Below are 16540 nucleotides of genomic sequence, written 5' to 3'. Positions count from 1 at the left end.
AGAATGACAGAATATTGTTCTTTCTGTATTATGTCGAATTTTTCCCTTGAAGAGGCAAGAATTATCGCCCATTTTTCTTAAAATAAAAAATAGTGACCTCAATCCTGTAAAATCATCAGGTGTCACCCCTTGCGTCGGTTTGAACTCCATGCTTTGCGACTACTTAGTACAAATTCTCACCGCCCGTGTTTATGATGTTGCCCAAGAAACACCCCTAGAATACGCTCCTAATCTCTCAGCCCGTCTGAATAATAAACTACTTTTGAAGCGAGAAGATATGCAGTCTGTCTTTTCCTTCAAATTGCGGGGTGCTTATAACAAAATGGCTTGTCTCTCCCCCGATTTATTAAAGCAGGGAGTGATAGCAGCATCGGCGGGAAATCATGCCCAAGGAGTTGCTTTGGGTGCATCTAAATTAGGCACAAAAGCGATTATTGTCATGCCTGTAACTACCCCTCAAGTTAAAATAAATGCTGTCAAAGCAAGAGGGGGTGAAGTCGTATTATATGGGGATACTTTTGATGAAGCTTGTGCCTATGCTCGTCAATTAGAAACCGAAAAAGGATTAACTTTTATTCACCCTTTTGATGATCCCTATGTCATTGCGGGACAAGGTACAATTGGGATGGAAATTTTACGGCAATATCAACAACCGATTCATGCTATTTTTGTTGCTATTGGTGGAGGGGGATTAATCTCAGGAATTGCGGCTTATATTAAACGATTACGTCCTGAAATTAAAATTATTGGAGTTGAACCCGTTGATGCGGATGCGATGTCTCAATCTCTTAAAGCCGGACATCGAATTAAATTATCACAAGTGGGTTTATTTGCGGATGGTGTAGCCGTGCGAGAAGTCGGGGAAGAAACCTTCCGTTTATGTCAAGAATATGTAGATGAAATTATATTAGTAGATACGGATGATACTTGTGCCGCTATTAAAGATGTTTTTGAAGATACCCGTTCTATTTTAGAGCCAGCCGGAGCGTTAGCAATAGCCGGAGCAAAAGCTTATGTCGAAAGAGAACAAATTCAAGCAGAAACATTAATTGCTGTTGCTTGTGGGGCTAATATGAATTTTGATCGGTTGCGGTTTGTAGCAGAACGCGCGGAATTTGGAGAACGTCGAGAGGCTATTTTTGCCGTTACAATTCCAGAAGAACCGGGGAGTTTACGCAAGTTTTGTGAATGTATTGGTAAACGCAATTTAACGGAATTTAACTATCGTATTGCGGATAAAAAAGAAGCTCATATTTTTGTCGGAATGCAGATTAAAAATAGAGCAGATGCGGCAAAAATGATCGGGAATTTTGAGGAAAATGGATTTAAAACTATTGATTTAACTGATGATGAACTCACTAAATTACACCTGCGGCACATGGTCGGGGGACGGTCGGCTTTAGCCCATCATGAATTACTCTATCGCTTTGAATTTCCTGAACGTCCAGGGGCGTTAATGAAGTTCGTTTGTTCGATGAGTCCCAACTGGAATATTAGTTTATTTCACTATCGAAATAATGGGGCAGATTATGGTAGAATTGTGGTAGGAATGCAAGTTCCTCCTGAAGAAATGGCAGAATGGCAAGCCTTTTTAGAAAGCTTGGGTTATCGATATTGGGATGAGAATAAAAACCCCGCTTATAAACTCTTTTTGTCCTAAAAATTAAACAACTGTAGGGGCGGGTTCTAAATTAATCTTTGATCCCCACAAACAATCTACCAAAACCCGCCCTCTTTCTTTTTTAATTGAATTTCAATTCTGGGGTGGGGCGGGTTGATAGAGGTTATTTTTGGGTATTATAAATTAATACAGTGGGGCGGGTTAATAGAGGTTATTTGTGAGTATTCTAAATTAATACAGAACCCGCCCCTACAATTGAAGATTTATATTAAATTTTTAGGGTAGGGTTGGGCGGGTTAATAGAGGTTATTTGTGGGTATTCTAAATTAATACAGTGGGGCGGGTTAATAGAGGTTATTTGTAGGTATTCTAAATTAATACAGAACCCGCCCCTACAGTTAATTAAGGTTCAATAAAATGTGCCCAAACTGAACCATCTGGCCCTGCAACTTGATTCATATAACCAGAGGAATAAATAATCCGCCGACCCTCAGTATTAGAATATCCTGTATAGGCATCTCCCCAAGGATCATTAACAATATATCCCTGATTATTATAGCCAATAACTGTGATAATATGACCCGATGGAGTCGTATCTACACCAATCACAACCGGACGACGATTAATTAATTCGTTTTTCAATTCAGACCAATACCGAGTGGTACTAAAACTACTTTTAAATCCATAAGCGCGAATTAAAGCAGATAATACATTATGATCGGTTTGAGAACCTGTTCCCGCATAATTAAAGCACCATTGCAATAATTCATCTTCTAATTGTCCGTATTTCGGTCGCACACCGTAATAATACATCACCATTGCAATCGAAGTAACGTTACAAGTAGACCAATAAAAACGCGGATTATCTCGTTGAGAAAAATAAGGTACATTTAACTCTAATTGAGGGGGTAAGGGGTTAAATGTTCGTCCTCCCCGTTTGAAGGTAATATACTGGGGGAAAATATAACCTGTATTGCCAAAATTAGGCAATTCTTCCAAGAGAGAAACCTTAATATGGTTATTTTCTAAGCCATAACTTTTCACGCCATAAACCCGTCCCAAGGGTAACGTTGTGCGGTCAGAGTCTGACAATTTGCTAGAATCAATCGGTTGTTTTTTCAAGACCGTTTTTTCTAAAACGGTCAGGGTAATTGCATCAGGATCATAACCGATTTCTTGACCATCTCGAATTAATTTAACGTGTTGCCAATACACATAACCCACTGTGCCAAAACCGGGAATAGATTGGGCTAAAGTAACTCGAAAATGCCCTTTAATTGAGGCATAACCTTTAATAGCAAAGGTTTGTCCTAATAACAATTGTTCAAATTGTTGAGGATCTAAATTAGAAGAATCAACGGGTTTTGCTTTAATTTTTGTTGTTTCCATTACCAACATTTGGGCTGTAACATCGGTATCGGGAACTTCATCAATATCAAAGCGAAACACTTCTGATCCTTTTTTTAACCTCACATAATCGGTATACAGATAACCAAAGTTGCCAATAGGTGGAATCGTATTTTCTAAGACAACTTTCAAATGACCATCGACTAAACCATATTTGATGACGTTGAAGGTTTGACCCGCTTTTACCGCTATTTTTTGCCGTTGATTTAAGGAAGCCGAATCAAAGGGAACAACTTTAAATAAGGTATCTTCAAGGATTTCTAAGGTTAAGGATTCTCCAACGGTCATGGCATTTTCACTGACCGTAATATTAATCACTTGACTGGCGGTAACATTCCCTTGCGAGTCAATAGCTTTTAATCGTAACCAACGATATCCCGCATCACTAAATCCTTTGTTTAATTGACAATTCCAGGTACTTTCTTGCCAATCTAAACTGATATCAAAGGCATAACGATCTTCAGCAAAAAGGGTAATTTCGGCGGTGGTTTTGGGATCAAAAGTTCCTTTTAAAACCACAGACGTATTAACTAAAACTTCTGATGGCCCCTGATAAGTTAAGGTTTTATTAGAGGTTAAAGAAGTATTACCCCGATTTAGTAAAATAAAATCAGGATACAAATATCCGGTATTCCCAAAATTGGGAAAATTTTCGGTGAAAGCGACTTTAATATGACCTGCTTCTGAGGTATAACTTTGTACCCCATAAACCATTCCCGCCGGAAGGGTAATTTTTTCCGAGGAATCTAGGTAAGCCGAATCAACAGGACGTTTTTTTAAGGGTGTTGTATTAATAATAGTACAATTAATTGCATTATTATCAAAAGCAATTTCTTCACCTTTTTCTAATAGTTCAACATGATACCGATAGAGATATCCTGATTTCCCAAAACCCGGAAATTCTTGATTGAGTGTGACGCGAAAATGATCGGCAATACAGGCATATCCTAGCACTGTATAAGTGCTTCCTTGAGGCATTTCAATATATTGATTCGATGCTAATTGAGATAAATCATCGGGTTTTAATTTGAGAGGGGTTGTTTGTGTTACCCACAAGAGTTGACTCCCTGGAATATGATCAGGGAGTTGATTTTGATTAAACCATAATAGTTTTGCTCCTTTTGCAGCCACAACATGGGGTTGATAAACATAAACAAATTTTCCTAAATTGGGTAAGGGTTTATTCAGTTCGAGTTTAAGATGATCATTGACTAATTCTATGGTATCTACAACTAAACACTCTCCCCGTTTTAGGGATTGTTTTTGTTGTTCATTTAATTGCGAAGAATCAATCGGTTTAACTTTTAAAACTGTATCTTGTTGAGGAATAATGGTATAATTAAATCGGGTATTAATCCCTTCTTGATTGACCATACAATCAATCACTTGATCCCCAATACTATTATTTTGATAATCTTTTCCTTGCAGTCTTAACCACCGTTTTCCAGCCGTATTAAATCCATTTTCCAGACTGACTGACCAAATACCAGCTTGAGGATTAAAATCGACGGTCAGAGGATATTTATCTTCTGCCATAATAGAAACAGTTTGGCATTGTTGGGGGTTATAAGTGCCGACTAAAACAGCAGGTTGATCAATCAGAATGTCTTTTGGGCCGAGATATGTCACCATGTTTACAACTCGCTCTTAATAGAAATGAATAAAGGGTTAAAATCAGTAAAAAACCGCCCCAGAAAATTCTACGGGCGGCAGGTTCAGAAATACGGATAATTTTGATTACAATTAAGCGCCCAGAACTGCTAAAATATCTTGGGCATGGTTTGCAGTATTGACGGCTGTATCAACGTGAATAATTTTACCGTTGCCATCAATTACATAAGTCACCCGTTTAGCATAGCCACCACCATCTACATCATAGGCTGTGGTAATCACTTTGTCAGTATCGGCTAATAAAGGGAAGGGTAAATTATATTTCTCAGTAAATTGTTGGTGGGAGGCTTCATCATCGGTGCTGACCCCTAACACAACAATATCTTTTCCTTGATAAGTTGTATAGTTATCGCGGAAACTACCAGCTTGTTTGGTGCAACCGGGGGTATCATCTTTAGGGTAGAAATACATGACAACGGTTTTGCCTGCAAAGTCAGACAAAGACACGGTATTTCCATTGGTGTCTTTGACGGTAAAGTTAGGGGCATCTGTCCCAACTGCTAAAGGCATTGTATTTCGTCCTCCTCAATTAGACTTAACTTGACGTTGATTGTCTTTAGTTATTTTAAGACATTTTAGACAATCTGAAGAAAAAAGGATGAATTAGGACGATGGCAAGCATTACCATTCCAGTTAATGAAGATATAGGGCATGATTAAAAGTAGATCAGTACCGTGAGGGTTAGTAAATGATGACGTTTAATGATGTAGTCGAGGTAATCAAAAGTCTTTCTACGGATGAAAAACAGGAAATTCAAATATTGTTAAACCAATACATCCGTGAAGAACGCCGTGAGGAGATCTATAATAACTTTAAGTTAGCGCAGGTAGAACAGCAAAAGGGGGAATTGAAGTTTTCCTCAAATATTAATGAACTGAGACAACTGATAGAGGAATAATCATGGAAATCAGTTTCAGTTCTTCGTTTAAACGTGCCTTTAAAAAGCGGATAAAAGGCAATACCGATTTAGAGGAAAAGTTTTGGCAAAAATTAGAACAGTTCACTGTAGATCCTTACGATCCGAGTTTGAAAACTCACAAACTATCGGGCAAGCTTAAGGAATTTTGGAGTTTTAGTGTAGATTATGAGGAGAGAGTATTGTTCTATTTTACTGAAGATGAAAAAGCTGTGTTTGTAGATATTGGCAGCCATGATGAGGTGTATTAATTAGCTTTGAAGAAATTTTATGGGCAGAAAACGCGATCTAAAACAGGTTGATGCGATCGCTAAAGAATTTAGAATGGCAGGCGAATTAAGGATTGCTTTTGGTTTATTCCTTGAGGAAGAAAAGAAAAATGGTTAGGGTGGAACTTTAAACCGTAGAGGGGATTTTAATTATCAAGAACTCCGCCAGAAAGCAAAAGAATTTTTAGAGGATCTTAAAATGGCTACTCAAACATCTATTGCTAATCAAAAGCCAGATATCGAGCAAATTATTTCAGTGATTACTAAACCGATGATCGGAGAAATTTGTCATCAGGTTATATTTAGTTATGGGGATGAATTACGGCTAGATTTCGGTGAGATGTCTGCTTATACTCACCCCAAATTAGCACATCTACGCAAAGGTAGTTGGCAATTTGGCACAAGGGCAACACCTTGGGTGTTCAAGCAAGATGATCGCATCTTAACTTCTTCTTTGCCCGTAGATATAGATGGTGAAATAGATGATTCAGAAATAGATACTGTTAAAAAATTTTTGCAGCAATTAGAAAATAAAGAATTGATTGATTTTGTGATTTCTGCTCATAATATTAGTCTCACTCTCATTTTTGAGGATGATTACCAACTCATTTTACAGCCAGATTTGCCAGATGATTCTGGACTGGCTTATTGGGAATTGTTCATGCCAACTGAGCAGATTTTGACGGTTGGGCCTGGACTTTTTTGGGAATGTAAATCGAGCCATTAAAGTTATTGATAGAAATTAGTTATAGCATCAAGCTTCTAAAATAGTCCTTTGTAGGCAATTCATAATAGTTTGAATTAGGTGCGGGTCTTGGGGTGAGAAAGTGGGAATATTGGGATGGGGTGTTTATCCCCAGAACAGAAACCGGGTTTCTTAATTTAATCTTGGGTAAGCCGCAAAAATTGTCCCAGAAACCCGGTTTCTTACATAGATTTTGAGTTCCGCGAGGGTTAGGTAAAATCTTTGGAGTAGTGGTAAGATAGAAAAATGAATTCAAGGAGGTTTTATGTCAAATCCTGAATTATTGGCACAACTGCGGCCATTATCCCGTGCTGAGAAGGTTGAAATGATGCAGTTTTTAACGACCGAATTAGCGAAAGAAGAAGGTTTAAAATCCTTAGATAATGACGTGGTTTATCGTCTTTGGTCGCCTTATGATTATGGTGATGCGGCTCAGAAATTAATCAGCTTATTAGAACAAGAAGAAGCGAAAGAAAATGCGAAATGCTAAAAGATTTTCTTTTATCGATTTTTTTATTTTTACTTTAAATAAATTCATTGTAATTGTAAAATGACGGAGAATCAAGTTATGAAAAATTTATTTTTATTAGGAACATTGAGTTTTAGTATTGCTTTTGGTTTAGGTATAGTAGTAGAGAAAAATATTACTAAAAGTGCTGCCATAGGTGGTATAGCAACAATTAGTACCCTTAGTAGTGCGTTTGTTTTAAGCAAAAAATCTGAAGGAGAACTTAAAAAGCTCAATAGCCAAACCGAAACCTTAAAAAGCCTTGAAAATCAGATTTTAAACCTGAAAAATCAAAAGATAAAACTGGTAAAAGTAATTGATATAAAAACTCAATTAAAACTAACTATTGAATTAGAATATAATTTAATTATTGGAGAGGTTAATAGTCTTAAAGAAGAGATTAAATCTCTAAATACCCAGCGAGAGAATCTGCAAAATGTCATTGATAACCTTCAAAATCAAGAGAGAAATCTTTTACAATTAATTGACAAGAAAACTCAGTCAAAAATAACCAGTGAACCCCAAAATAGTTCTCTCTTAACAAAAATCAAAGACCCACGGAAAAAAATTCACAAAAAAATAGAAATTTTAACAGAAAAAAATACCTTATATGCACAAAATTTAGCTTCTATACCACAAGATTTTTGGTCAATATATAAGTATAATGTTGAGACTTTTCGTTATCAAATACCACGCAATAATTGGGGATACCATTGGAGTAAACTAGCACATGGTTTAAATATTTTATCTGAGGAAAATACTCTTTTGGCTTATTTTGCCTTTTATGGTGGCTCTCATTATTATAAATTATTATATTTATTAGAAAGATTCTTTAGTAATTTAACTCAATTCCAAATAAATCTAAATATAGAGATAATTGATTATGGGTGTGGACAAGCATTAGGAACAACCTGCTTTCTTGATTATTTAATACAGAATAATTTTCCGAGTATAATAATAGATAGAATTACATTAATTGAACCTTCCGAAATAGCTTTAAGCCGTGGAATTTTACATATAAATCATTTGCGTTTGGATTCCCAGAATATAGATATTAAATTAATTAATAAACAGCTTGAATCCTTAAATAAAAATGACTTTTCAACATCAACTCAGAACATCAAGTTACATATTTTTTCAAATATATTAGATATTACAGGATTTGAAATCAATAACTTAGCTAATACTATTAGGGAAAGTCAGTCAGGCATGAATTATTTCCTTTGTGTTAGTCCTACAGATTTAGAAAATAGAATTCAACAGTTTTTTAACTTTTGGTATCAAAATGGATGCTATACAGAAGAAATACAATTATCATCAGAAGATTTATATCAAGAAACATGGAGGTTTAAATTAGATAAATTTAAACTTGATAAGATTCATAGAACTCAAAAGCTGTTTTATGTTAATCTATGAAATTTATCCCTTTTTAAAATAGTCTTAATTGATTCCCTTTTTGGTGATTTTGAGTCTCATACCATCCAATCAAAGAAGGTGAATCAGGATTATGTTGTCGGTGATTTTCCCTGGCTTTATCAAAACTGGTAGTTGCATAGCAATATTGACACCCAAATAAACAACTATCATACATTCCGATATCTTTGCTTTTGACACAACCACAAGCTTCTCGTTGACTAGAATCTTTTTTATGATTGACTTCTATTTGAAAAACTTGATTAATATAATCATCGTCTATGCACTTACCATGTTTAATACCATAAGAGTCCAAATCCAAAGATTCAGCACAGCTAAAAAGCTGCATATTATATTGATGGGCAATTTTGGCAATAGAGGGCAAAAAAACGCTAGAAACTTCTGGGATATCTTCAAAGCTATAAATTTTAATATTTTGTTCTTTTTCAATCTTTTTGAGGCGAGGATTATTTTTGGCATACCGATCCATAAAACTAATTACACATCGGCTAGTATAACCCGATAATTGATGAGCAATATCAGCGTATTGCTGAAGATGAAAATCTATATCAGTATAGTGGCTAAAAACAATCGGATCGTATCGCCAAATAACTTTTTCATAACCGATGGATTCAGCTAATTTCTGAAATGTTTCAATAGAGGATGACAAAGGTAGCTTATTAGTATCTATAAAGCTGGGATTATTCATCACTGTAAATTGGAAATAATATTTATATCCGAGTCGATCTAACTCAGATAATGATGATAATAAAGGTTTAGGATTGCGCGTCCAGAAAACGATAATTTCCACATCTTTTGGAGTCAAATCAATGCGGGAAAGTTGATTACGATTAAACGGATTTGGCACGACGCAGTAACCTGCTCGAATGCGATTCATAAACCATTTATGGTAAAATGCTGGAATATCTGTACGTCTGCTGGCACTAATAATCATTTTATTTTTTCTACCCAATATAGGTTTTTTATTTTGATGCTAACAGTGGGTGTTTAGAGTCAACAGTTATTGTAGCATTTAACCCTTAAGAAAATTGTGCTAGTTAAGGTTTATTTAATTAAAATTAAAAAAGGAATGTCCGTTTCTCTTGCAATATCTATTATAGGAGTCTATAACAATGGTGTGGATATTCAGTTTATCGGCAGAGTGTGGCTCTGATCAAAACAATGTCAATCAATTTGCTCAACACTTTGAGGGAATAGAATGGTTACTCTCAAATGGTCGCCAATGCCAATGTCGCACAGACACTTTTCAAGACATGGAGCAAAATTGGTGGTGTCGGGTTTATCCCAATAATATTAGTGAAGTGGGAATAGATAGTCCTGAAAGTGCTTATGAAATGACAGAGTTAGGTATTTTATTATATCAAACTCTCTGGCTTGCTCCTTCGTTTCGTTATGCTTTGGTGGGTGTTGAAGTTGATGAATTTAGAACTTATAGTGAACTTATAGAAGATTTGCCCAATTTATCTCTTCCTGGATTAGTTTTGGCAAAAGAACTTACTCATGGTTTGGAAATATTGCCAGGTTTTGAACCGTTTAGTTCTAGTTATATTTGGCAACCTTACAAGGGAGAAATCTATAATCTATTAATGGCATCCCCAGACTGAAAAAATAAGCTGAATGAGCTTCTCGCTGTGAGTTGAATTTAATTTATCTGTCTGTAATGTGTAGCACTATAGATCCACCACCTCATCGTTGAGTAATTTGGATGAACTTGAAACTTAGGATTTATTTATGCTATTATAATGGATGAATTAAAAAAGAGAGAAAACGCCAATTTTTTTAAATTTATGTCAAACTATACAATTACTCTACCTGAAGAAACTTACAAAACTCTCTTAGAAATCGCCAAAGAACAAGGTTTAACTCCTGAAAATTGGATTGCGTCCCAAATCTTAAAAAAGCAATCAGAAGAAAAACTCTTGTCTGAACAAATAGGAGATTTAATTGGTGCTATTGATAGTCAAACTGAACCTTATCATCAGTTTAAGAAAACAGATTTCGGAGAACAAATTGCAACAAAACTCTCTAAACAAGGACTCCAGCGACCATGATTTTAATTGACACAGGGCCTCTAGTTGCTCTAATCGATAAGGGCCAGGGAGCAACCCATCTTCAATGTGTTGAAACTTATAGAAAATTGACAGGTTCTCTTTTAACAACATGGCCTTGTTTTACTGAAGCTATGTATTTCTTATCAGAATTGCGAGGTTGGTCAGCACAGAAAATCTTATGGGAATTCCTCAATAGAAAAGCCTTGTATCTTCATTCTGTTAATGAAACCGAATGCCAACGCATGAAGGTTTTGATGGAAAAATATCAAGATATTCCTATGGATTTAGCAGATTCTTCTCTCGTTGCGACGGCAGAAAGCCAAAAGATTAAACGCATATTTACATTAGATAGTGATTTTTATATTTATCGACTGTATGATCGAGATGCTTTTGAAGTAATACCCTAAAATCGTGGATCTGTTACAGGTGATTGGGTTTATTAGGATTCAATTTTTTTCTCATGTGCCCGCTTCAAACGTTAAGTTCTGCAACAGTTTCTTTTGTTAAACTTGAAATTATGTAACTCTGGATACAGAAATAATTTAAGTTATCCAGTCGAGATAGCTAGAACTTAAGCATTAACGGTTGATAATGGACAAGGAACGATGAAACTTAATCTCAAACAAGCGGATACAGAAATTCAACCCCAATGGCAACCCATTGTCGGGTATCCCTCGGAATTTGAACCCTCAACTTGGGTGCAACTTTGGCAACAACCGAATCCCTACAGCCACGATGAAGCCTTGCTCCTGTGTCAACTCGGTGAGGATGAATGGGTGGCCTGGATTCCTGATCACGGTGAAACGGTATTATCTCGCTATCAATTCTTTCAGCGTTAATCCTTGAGATGGGATACAGTACAAAAAGAAAGTTATCTTATTCAAGCGTTATGACTGTTTTGGACTCTCCAGAGAAGTCTTCCATCCCATATTCTGAACGTACCTTCAAACGGGCTGAACGAGCGATCCGGTGTTCTCCGTTTCAACTGCAACTGTTTGCAACCATGCGGTTGAGCAGTATCAGTTTGAATGGAATTGCAGGACAGTCTGGGGTCAATTCTGCCTATACCTCCACAGCCTTAACGGAAGGGACAGCCGAAAATGCGTTACTCTGGCTGATACAAGTGGGGGTTCTCCGGCGAGAAGTTGATGGCCAGGGGATTACAGATAGTTTTCGCCTAACACCTCTAGGACGGCAATTAATAGACCAATGGGAGGGTCAAAATCAAGGCATACCTCAGCCTTCTTTGTGCGATCGCTCGATTAATACTCTCAATCGTTGGTTACGATTTCCGCTTTAATCAAACTGAAAAAAACCCGGTTTCAAAAGTTTATACTGAAGCGATCGCAGTTTCTAAACACCTATATTTTCAATACTCCAATCTTCAAACCTTAACCCAGGAACTCGTTCAAAATCTTGTCGATTGCGTGTGACTAAAATCCCATTATTGGTGATAACAAGAGCCGCAATGCGTAAATCTTGCGTACCAATCCGAATTTTTTGACGCAATAACTCAAAATAGCAATGATAAGCTTCCTGATCAAAATTGATCACATTAATCGTTTGATAATACTTTAAAGTTTCTTCTAATCTAGCATAAGCAAATAGAAGCTCATCAGCAGATTTCGCTTTTTTAATTTGGTTTAAACGTCCATAAAACTGTTCTTCTACCGTAACAATAGTAACTGCAACTTCTTCAGGACTAACTGTAATTACTCGTTGGGTTACAACAGGATGTTGTCGTTGAAATAAGGAAATATGATCTGTATCTAATATCCATAAACTCACTTCACTGTCTCCTCTAAATCAAGTTGACGATAATATTCTTCCGTTTCAGCATCTCGTTCACGACGATAAGCTTCAATATCTTTGAGCATTTCGTCAAAATAGGGATCGTCTTTAAACATTCCTGCAAACTTCATCCAAGGATGTTCCGGTTCCGCTAGAGAAATTTCCAGTTGCACAATTTCACCTTGTTTGAGCATAATATTAACCTGTTCTAATAATTGTTCAAGTGCTTCTTTTCTACTTGAACCTTTAACTTTAAAATCCAAACCTAATACAGTTGCTATATATTCTTCATTCTGTTTTTGAATTAACACAGGATAAGTCAGTTTAGCAATTGATGAAGATAAATCTTGAATTAAGTTGGCAGTCATAGAAATATCCTTTTATATAGCAAAAATAGGGAACAGGGAACAGGGAACAGGGAACAGGGAATAGAGCCCGAAACCCAGTTTCTTGAGTGGTGTCACCGGAAACCTAATTGGCGCCCGATTGTAATAGTCGTAAAATTTCCGCTTGAATTCGTTGTCTAAAGCGAGGATCATTTTGTTGACGACGGGTCATTTCGTTGAACTGAGAAATCGTTAATCCCTTGGCTTCAACCGTGCGTTTTGCTTGGTCGCAGTAACTCACGGCCAATTTAGGTGCATTTCCGGGTAACGCACTAAAACTGGTGGGTTGGTCACAAATAATCCGGGGAACATCCCCAACAATTTTTTTAATTTCATTCACCACTTCATGACGTCTGGATTCTAAAGCCAACGCAGCACGAGCATAATTCCTAATATTTTCTTCACTATAATTAAAGCTTTCTTGCGCTTGAGCCGCAGAACCCAAACTCAGATGGGGGAAGGGTTGCGATGGCGTTTGACTCCATCCTAAAAAGCCACCACAGCCGGATAGAATAGCAACGGTTAAAGATTTAGATAGAAATTGACGACCGGAAAATATAGTTTTCATAGGGGGGGGTTCACAATATATAAACTCAAAATCTTGATAGAACAGAAGCTGAAACTTTTGGGGGAGAGGAGTATGTTCCTATTTGTTTTCAAACCCTAATCAGTTTTGTAGACTCTGGAGTTCCGCTTGAATGCGTTTTTGCAAAGCGGGGTCGGCTTGTTGACGTTGGGTAATTTCATTGAAACGAGTAATCGTTAACTCGTTAGTTTCAATAATTGATTTAGCTTGGGTGCAGTAATTCACCGCAATGTCTCGAACCGCTTTATCCAACTGATTAATTGTTCGGGTTTCATTACAAACCACATCGGGAATAGATTTTCCGGCTCCCATAATCGCTTGAATTTCGTTAAAAGCGGTTTGACGTCTAGGTTCAATCCCTAAAACCGCACGAGCATAGCTGCGAATTTCCATTTCGCTAAATTCTGGGGACTGTTGCGCCTGAACAACGGTGTTAAATACAGAAGTTGTTGTTCCCGACAAATCGGGGACAATTCCCAAGAGAACGGCTCCCCAAGAGAATAGTCCTAGTAATAGAGCTTGGGTGACTGACTGATACTGACGCATAAATCGCAAGGGACGCAAGGAATCGATCATATCGAGATGTTCTGATGCCACAGGATAGGGGGAAAGTGCTTAGTTGTCTTGAATTATTTTATGGGTAAGAAGTTCCTCATCTAAAACTTAAAAACTCTTAAGTTAAGAGTTTTATGGAACTGAGGGTTTGACTGGGAGGTTGAGGAAGGCTCCACACCCAAATACTGCTATGGGATTAATTGACAATTTTTATCGTCCTAGATCCATTGTATGCTGAAAGGTTTAGAAATTTGCTGAACTGGGAAATTTAAACATGATGCAGAAAACAAATGGAGTAATTGCAGCAGGGCATCCAGAAACGGTTGAAGCGGGTTTGACAATGTTTCGTGCTGGGGGGAATGCTTTTGATGCGGCAGTGGCTTGTATGTTAGCTGCTTGTGTGACGGAACCCGGTTTAACATCCCTAGCAGGAGGCGGATTTTTATTAGCCCATACTAACACAAATCAAAATGTTTTATTTGATTTTTTTACTCAAACTCCTCGGTGTAAACGTCCAACATCAAAGTTAGATTTTTATCCGGTTGGTGTTAATTTTGGCACAACTATCCAAGAATTTCATATTGGTTTGGGTTCGATGGCTGTTCCTGGTGTTTGGGCCGGGGTGATGGCAGTTCATGAAACCTTGGGACGTTTGCCGTTTTCTATTGTTGCTGAACCTGCGATTAATTTGGCAAAACAGGGCGTTGAAATCAATTCTTTTCAAGCTTATACTTTCTCTAATTTATTACAACCGATTCTATTAACAACAGCAGAAGGACGGGAAATTTACGCGCCTGATGGTCAAATTCTTGGTGTTGGCGATCGCTTAATTATGACCCACTTTGCCCAAACTTTAGAGGCTTTAGTCTCCGGTGGAATTCGAGAATTTTATCAAGGTGAAATTGCTGATCATTTAGTTCGAGATTGTCAAGAACAGGGCGGACATTTAACTTTAGAGGATCTGAAAAATTATGAAGTAATTAAACGTCACCCTTTAAAGATTAACTATCGAGGAAAAACAATATTAACCAATCCTCCTCCGAGTTCGGGAGGCACGTTAATCGCCTTTGCGCTCCAATTATTATCAGATATTAATTTAACTCAAATTCAGTTTGGTACTTCTCAATATTTAAACCTTTTAAAGACTGTAATGCAGTTAACAAATACTGCCCGAAAAGATGGGTTAGATGCTAATTTACATCAAGATAATATTGCCGAAAGTTTCTTATCTTCCTTATCTAGCTATCAACAACAGTTGATTCATCCCATTAATAAATGGGGAAGTACCACCCATATTAGTGTTTTGGATCAAGAAGGAAATGCAGCCAGTGTGACAACTTCTAATGGAGAAGGTTCAGGATATATTATTCCTAGAACTGGAATTATGGTGAATAATATGTTAGGAGAAGAAGACTTAAATCCCCAAGGATTTCATCAATGGCCGGAAAATGTTAGAATTTCCTCTATGATGTCTCCCACCTTAGTATTAAACGGTCATCAACCAGAAATTGTTCTCGGTTCTGGCGGTTCAAATCGGATTAGGACGGCTATTTTACAAGTCCTTTTAAATTTAATTGATTTGGGAATTTCCGTAGAAGATGCTGTTAACTATCCTCGGATTCATTGGGAAAATAATCGCTTTGATATAGAACCAGGATTTGATCCAGAAATGATTAAAGGTCTGGATTTATCCCCACAGGATGTGATCAGATTATGGCCGGAAAAAAATATGTTTTTCGGGGGTGTTCATACTATAGTCAGAACATCGGACGGACAATTATTCGGAGCCGGAGATCAACGTCGCAATGGAGTCAGTTTAAAGAGTCACGAAGACTGATATAGTAGGGAACAGGGAACAGGTAGGAACAACAATTAAGCCACTTCCAAGCGATGAGGAGTTAAGGTTCGAGTTGTTAAGCTCATTGAAAGATTATTTAAAATTTGATGCAGTTGTTCTGCCTCCTCATCGGTAAACTTCAGGGTTTGATCTCCTTGAAAATTTACCACTAAGGGACTGCCAATTTCATCGGTTAAGCGTTGCCAACAAATGACGGCATCTATGCTAAAACCAAAATTTTTAACTTGAATAAAACGCATCATTATTTCTGTCCTATTTCTAAAATTATATTTTCAATTAGCGGAAAAAATTTTCATAAGTCCCTTAGTATTCTTTCACCAAGGAAAACTATCTAAACAATTTTTATCCGATTTCTCTATTGTTCAGAATTCCGACCCATAAGCACATCTAACTTAGGAAGGATTTTGGTTGAGATCATGATTATAACCCTACATAGTTAAATTCTATTATCGAATAAAAATAAAATACCTTAAAAAATGTATTAAAAAATACAACATTGGTCTCAGAAAACTATTTTATTAGGGGCTGAAAACGGCTATACTGGAAAAAATAGAATTACCGATAAATCTCGTTAGTAGCCTCCTATACTAGATTATTTTTCCGTTTTACCGTTTAATAATAAACAGACTTGTCGTTAGTTTGAATGGTTTATTGCAATCACAAGCACTGTCAACAACCCGCCGTTAAATCGGGGTACCGATTTTAACGGGGGCTTGAAATCAAGCCCAAGTTGACCAGACTG

Annotated in this window: 20 protein-coding genes; 12 read left to right on the top strand and 8 right to left on the bottom strand. The window is 36.9% G+C overall.

Annotation, left to right across the window (positions count from 1 at the left end; translation table 11 throughout):
* The first annotated feature begins 148 nt into the window (after nt 1-148).
* Nucleotides 149-1660, top strand: coding sequence for a threonine ammonia-lyase, biosynthetic (gene ilvA / locus PL8927_RS10690; RefSeq protein WP_083621006.1), 1512 nt, complete (start codon nt 149-151; stop codon nt 1658-1660).
* Between the two features lie 363 nt (nt 1661-2023).
* Here ilvA and PL8927_RS10685 read toward each other — a convergent pair whose 3' ends face one another.
* Entirely contained in the window at nt 2024-4660 is a 2637-nt protein-coding gene (locus tag PL8927_RS10685; RefSeq protein ID WP_083621004.1) for a C39 family peptidase, read from the bottom strand.
* Between the two features lie 111 nt (nt 4661-4771).
* Nucleotides 4772-5209, bottom strand: a complete 438-nt coding sequence (locus PL8927_RS10680; RefSeq protein WP_083621002.1) for a peroxiredoxin — start codon at nt 5207-5209, stop codon at nt 4772-4774.
* A 178-nt stretch (nt 5210-5387) separates the two neighbouring features.
* Here PL8927_RS10680 and PL8927_RS10675 point away from each other — a divergent pair, with 178 nt between their 5' ends.
* From PL8927_RS10675 to PL8927_RS10650, 5 genes are all read left to right on the top strand, one after another.
* On the top strand, nt 5388-5597 hold the full coding sequence (locus PL8927_RS10675; RefSeq protein WP_083621000.1) for a hypothetical protein: 210 nt from the start codon (nt 5388-5390) through the stop codon (nt 5595-5597).
* A 2-nt stretch (nt 5598-5599) separates the two neighbouring features.
* Nucleotides 5600-5866 (top strand): type II toxin-antitoxin system RelE/ParE family toxin, encoded by a 267-nt coding sequence (locus PL8927_RS10670; RefSeq protein ID WP_083620998.1) that lies wholly within the window; start codon nt 5600-5602, stop codon nt 5864-5866.
* A 217-nt stretch (nt 5867-6083) separates the two neighbouring features.
* Entirely contained in the window at nt 6084-6611 is a 528-nt protein-coding gene (locus PL8927_RS10660) for a hypothetical protein (RefSeq protein WP_083621112.1), read from the top strand.
* Nucleotides 6612-6894: 283 nt separating this feature from the next.
* The gene (locus PL8927_RS10655) at nt 6895-7119 is read left to right on the top strand and encodes a hypothetical protein (RefSeq protein WP_231505980.1); all 225 of its coding nucleotides are present in this window, start codon (nt 6895-6897) and stop codon (nt 7117-7119) included.
* Between the two features lie 78 nt (nt 7120-7197).
* Nucleotides 7198-8553, top strand: a complete 1356-nt coding sequence (locus tag PL8927_RS10650; protein ID WP_083620994.1) for a kinetochore Spc7 family protein — start codon at nt 7198-7200, stop codon at nt 8551-8553.
* A 13-nt stretch (nt 8554-8566) separates the two neighbouring features.
* Here PL8927_RS10650 and PL8927_RS10645 read toward each other — a convergent pair whose 3' ends face one another.
* Entirely contained in the window at nt 8567-9505 is a 939-nt protein-coding gene (locus PL8927_RS10645; RefSeq protein ID WP_083620990.1) for a DUF1848 domain-containing protein, read from the bottom strand.
* Between the two features lie 178 nt (nt 9506-9683).
* Between PL8927_RS10645 and PL8927_RS10640 the strand changes: the two genes are divergently transcribed.
* From PL8927_RS10640 to PL8927_RS10620, 5 genes are all read left to right on the top strand, one after another.
* Entirely contained in the window at nt 9684-10175 is a 492-nt protein-coding gene (locus tag PL8927_RS10640; RefSeq protein WP_083620989.1) for a hypothetical protein, read from the top strand.
* Nucleotides 10176-10313: 138 nt separating this feature from the next.
* Complete coding sequence (locus PL8927_RS10635) at nt 10314-10622, top strand: hypothetical protein (RefSeq protein WP_231505979.1); 309 nt, start codon at nt 10314-10316, stop codon at nt 10620-10622.
* Nucleotides 10619-11029: a type II toxin-antitoxin system VapC family toxin gene (locus PL8927_RS10630; RefSeq protein ID WP_083620988.1), complete on the top strand. Its 411-nt coding sequence runs from the start codon at nt 10619-10621 to the stop codon at nt 11027-11029. Before PL8927_RS10635 ends, PL8927_RS10630 begins: the two co-directional genes overlap by 4 nt.
* Before the next feature lie 198 nt (nt 11030-11227).
* The gene (locus PL8927_RS10625; RefSeq protein WP_083620986.1) at nt 11228-11461 is read left to right on the top strand and encodes a hypothetical protein; all 234 of its coding nucleotides are present in this window, start codon (nt 11228-11230) and stop codon (nt 11459-11461) included.
* Nucleotides 11462-11511: 50 nt separating this feature from the next.
* Nucleotides 11512-11922 carry an Npun_F0494 family protein gene (locus PL8927_RS10620; RefSeq protein ID WP_083620984.1) on the top strand — a complete coding sequence of 137 codons (411 nt, stop codon included), beginning with the start codon at nt 11512-11514 and terminating at the stop codon, nt 11920-11922.
* A 53-nt stretch (nt 11923-11975) separates the two neighbouring features.
* Here PL8927_RS10620 and PL8927_RS10615 read toward each other — a convergent pair whose 3' ends face one another.
* The 4 genes from PL8927_RS10615 to PL8927_RS10600 all read right to left on the bottom strand — a co-directional run bounded on the left by PL8927_RS10615 (nt 11976) and on the right by PL8927_RS10600 (nt 13961).
* Nucleotides 11976-12410 (bottom strand): type II toxin-antitoxin system VapC family toxin, encoded by a 435-nt coding sequence (locus PL8927_RS10615; RefSeq protein ID WP_083620982.1) that lies wholly within the window; start codon nt 12408-12410, stop codon nt 11976-11978.
* A complete protein-coding gene (locus PL8927_RS10610) occupies nt 12407-12781 on the bottom strand; it encodes a HicB family protein (protein WP_083620980.1) in 375 nt (124 codons plus the stop codon). The genes PL8927_RS10615 and PL8927_RS10610 overlap by 4 nt, the downstream gene beginning before the upstream one ends.
* 103 nt (nt 12782-12884) lie before the next feature.
* A complete protein-coding gene (locus PL8927_RS10605) occupies nt 12885-13367 on the bottom strand; it encodes a DUF4168 domain-containing protein (protein WP_083620978.1) in 483 nt (160 codons plus the stop codon).
* 99 nt (nt 13368-13466) lie between these two features.
* A complete protein-coding gene (locus tag PL8927_RS10600; RefSeq protein ID WP_083620976.1) occupies nt 13467-13961 on the bottom strand; it encodes a DUF4168 domain-containing protein in 495 nt (164 codons plus the stop codon).
* A gap of 253 nt (nt 13962-14214) precedes the next feature.
* Between PL8927_RS10600 and ggt the strand changes: the two genes are divergently transcribed.
* Nucleotides 14215-15777 (top strand): gamma-glutamyltransferase, encoded by a 1563-nt coding sequence (ggt, locus tag PL8927_RS10595; RefSeq protein WP_331281812.1) that lies wholly within the window; start codon nt 14215-14217, stop codon nt 15775-15777.
* Between the two features lie 35 nt (nt 15778-15812).
* Here the strand turns inward: ggt and PL8927_RS10590 are convergent, their stop codons facing one another.
* Nucleotides 15813-16040, bottom strand: a complete 228-nt coding sequence (locus PL8927_RS10590) for a hypothetical protein (protein ID WP_083620974.1) — start codon at nt 16038-16040, stop codon at nt 15813-15815.
* Nucleotides 16041-16540 lie beyond the last annotated feature (500 nt).

Origin of the sequence: Planktothrix serta PCC 8927 (genome assembly GCF_900010725.2) — a bacterium.
GTDB lineage: Bacteria > Cyanobacteriota > Cyanobacteriia > Cyanobacteriales > Microcoleaceae > Planktothrix > Planktothrix serta.
Note: the sequence above shows the minus strand (reverse complement) of the source record. Positions and strands in the feature narration are given on the sequence as shown.

What these genes read in the sequence shown, in the direction of transcription:
- ilvA (WP_083621006.1), top strand. Translation starts at nt 149, where the DNA reads ATGCTTTGCGACTACTTAGTACAAATTCTCACCGCCCGTGTTTATGAT.
- PL8927_RS10685 (WP_083621004.1), bottom strand. Translation starts at nt 4,660, where the DNA reads ATGGTGACATATCTCGGCCCAAAAGACATTCTGATTGATCAACCTGCT.
- PL8927_RS10680 (WP_083621002.1), bottom strand. Translation starts at nt 5,209, where the DNA reads ATGCCTTTAGCAGTTGGGACAGATGCCCCTAACTTTACCGTCAAAGAC.
- PL8927_RS10675 (WP_083621000.1), top strand. Translation starts at nt 5,388, where the DNA reads ATGATGACGTTTAATGATGTAGTCGAGGTAATCAAAAGTCTTTCTACG.
- PL8927_RS10670 (WP_083620998.1), top strand. Translation starts at nt 5,600, where the DNA reads ATGGAAATCAGTTTCAGTTCTTCGTTTAAACGTGCCTTTAAAAAGCGG.
- PL8927_RS10660 (WP_083621112.1), top strand. Translation starts at nt 6,084, where the DNA reads ATGGCTACTCAAACATCTATTGCTAATCAAAAGCCAGATATCGAGCAA.
- PL8927_RS10655 (WP_231505980.1), top strand. Translation starts at nt 6,895, where the DNA reads ATGTCAAATCCTGAATTATTGGCACAACTGCGGCCATTATCCCGTGCT.
- PL8927_RS10650 (WP_083620994.1), top strand. Translation starts at nt 7,198, where the DNA reads ATGAAAAATTTATTTTTATTAGGAACATTGAGTTTTAGTATTGCTTTT.
- PL8927_RS10645 (WP_083620990.1), bottom strand. Translation starts at nt 9,505, where the DNA reads ATGATTATTAGTGCCAGCAGACGTACAGATATTCCAGCATTTTACCAT.
- PL8927_RS10640 (WP_083620989.1), top strand. Translation starts at nt 9,684, where the DNA reads ATGGTGTGGATATTCAGTTTATCGGCAGAGTGTGGCTCTGATCAAAAC.
- PL8927_RS10635 (WP_231505979.1), top strand. Translation starts at nt 10,314, where the DNA reads ATGGATGAATTAAAAAAGAGAGAAAACGCCAATTTTTTTAAATTTATG.
- PL8927_RS10630 (WP_083620988.1), top strand. Translation starts at nt 10,619, where the DNA reads ATGATTTTAATTGACACAGGGCCTCTAGTTGCTCTAATCGATAAGGGC.
- PL8927_RS10625 (WP_083620986.1), top strand. Translation starts at nt 11,228, where the DNA reads ATGAAACTTAATCTCAAACAAGCGGATACAGAAATTCAACCCCAATGG.
- PL8927_RS10620 (WP_083620984.1), top strand. Translation starts at nt 11,512, where the DNA reads ATGACTGTTTTGGACTCTCCAGAGAAGTCTTCCATCCCATATTCTGAA.
- PL8927_RS10610 (WP_083620980.1), bottom strand. Translation starts at nt 12,781, where the DNA reads ATGACTGCCAACTTAATTCAAGATTTATCTTCATCAATTGCTAAACTG.
- PL8927_RS10605 (WP_083620978.1), bottom strand. Translation starts at nt 13,367, where the DNA reads ATGAAAACTATATTTTCCGGTCGTCAATTTCTATCTAAATCTTTAACC.
- PL8927_RS10600 (WP_083620976.1), bottom strand. Translation starts at nt 13,961, where the DNA reads ATGATCGATTCCTTGCGTCCCTTGCGATTTATGCGTCAGTATCAGTCA.
- ggt (WP_331281812.1), top strand. Translation starts at nt 14,215, where the DNA reads ATGATGCAGAAAACAAATGGAGTAATTGCAGCAGGGCATCCAGAAACG.
- PL8927_RS10590 (WP_083620974.1), bottom strand. Translation starts at nt 16,040, where the DNA reads ATGATGCGTTTTATTCAAGTTAAAAATTTTGGTTTTAGCATAGATGCC.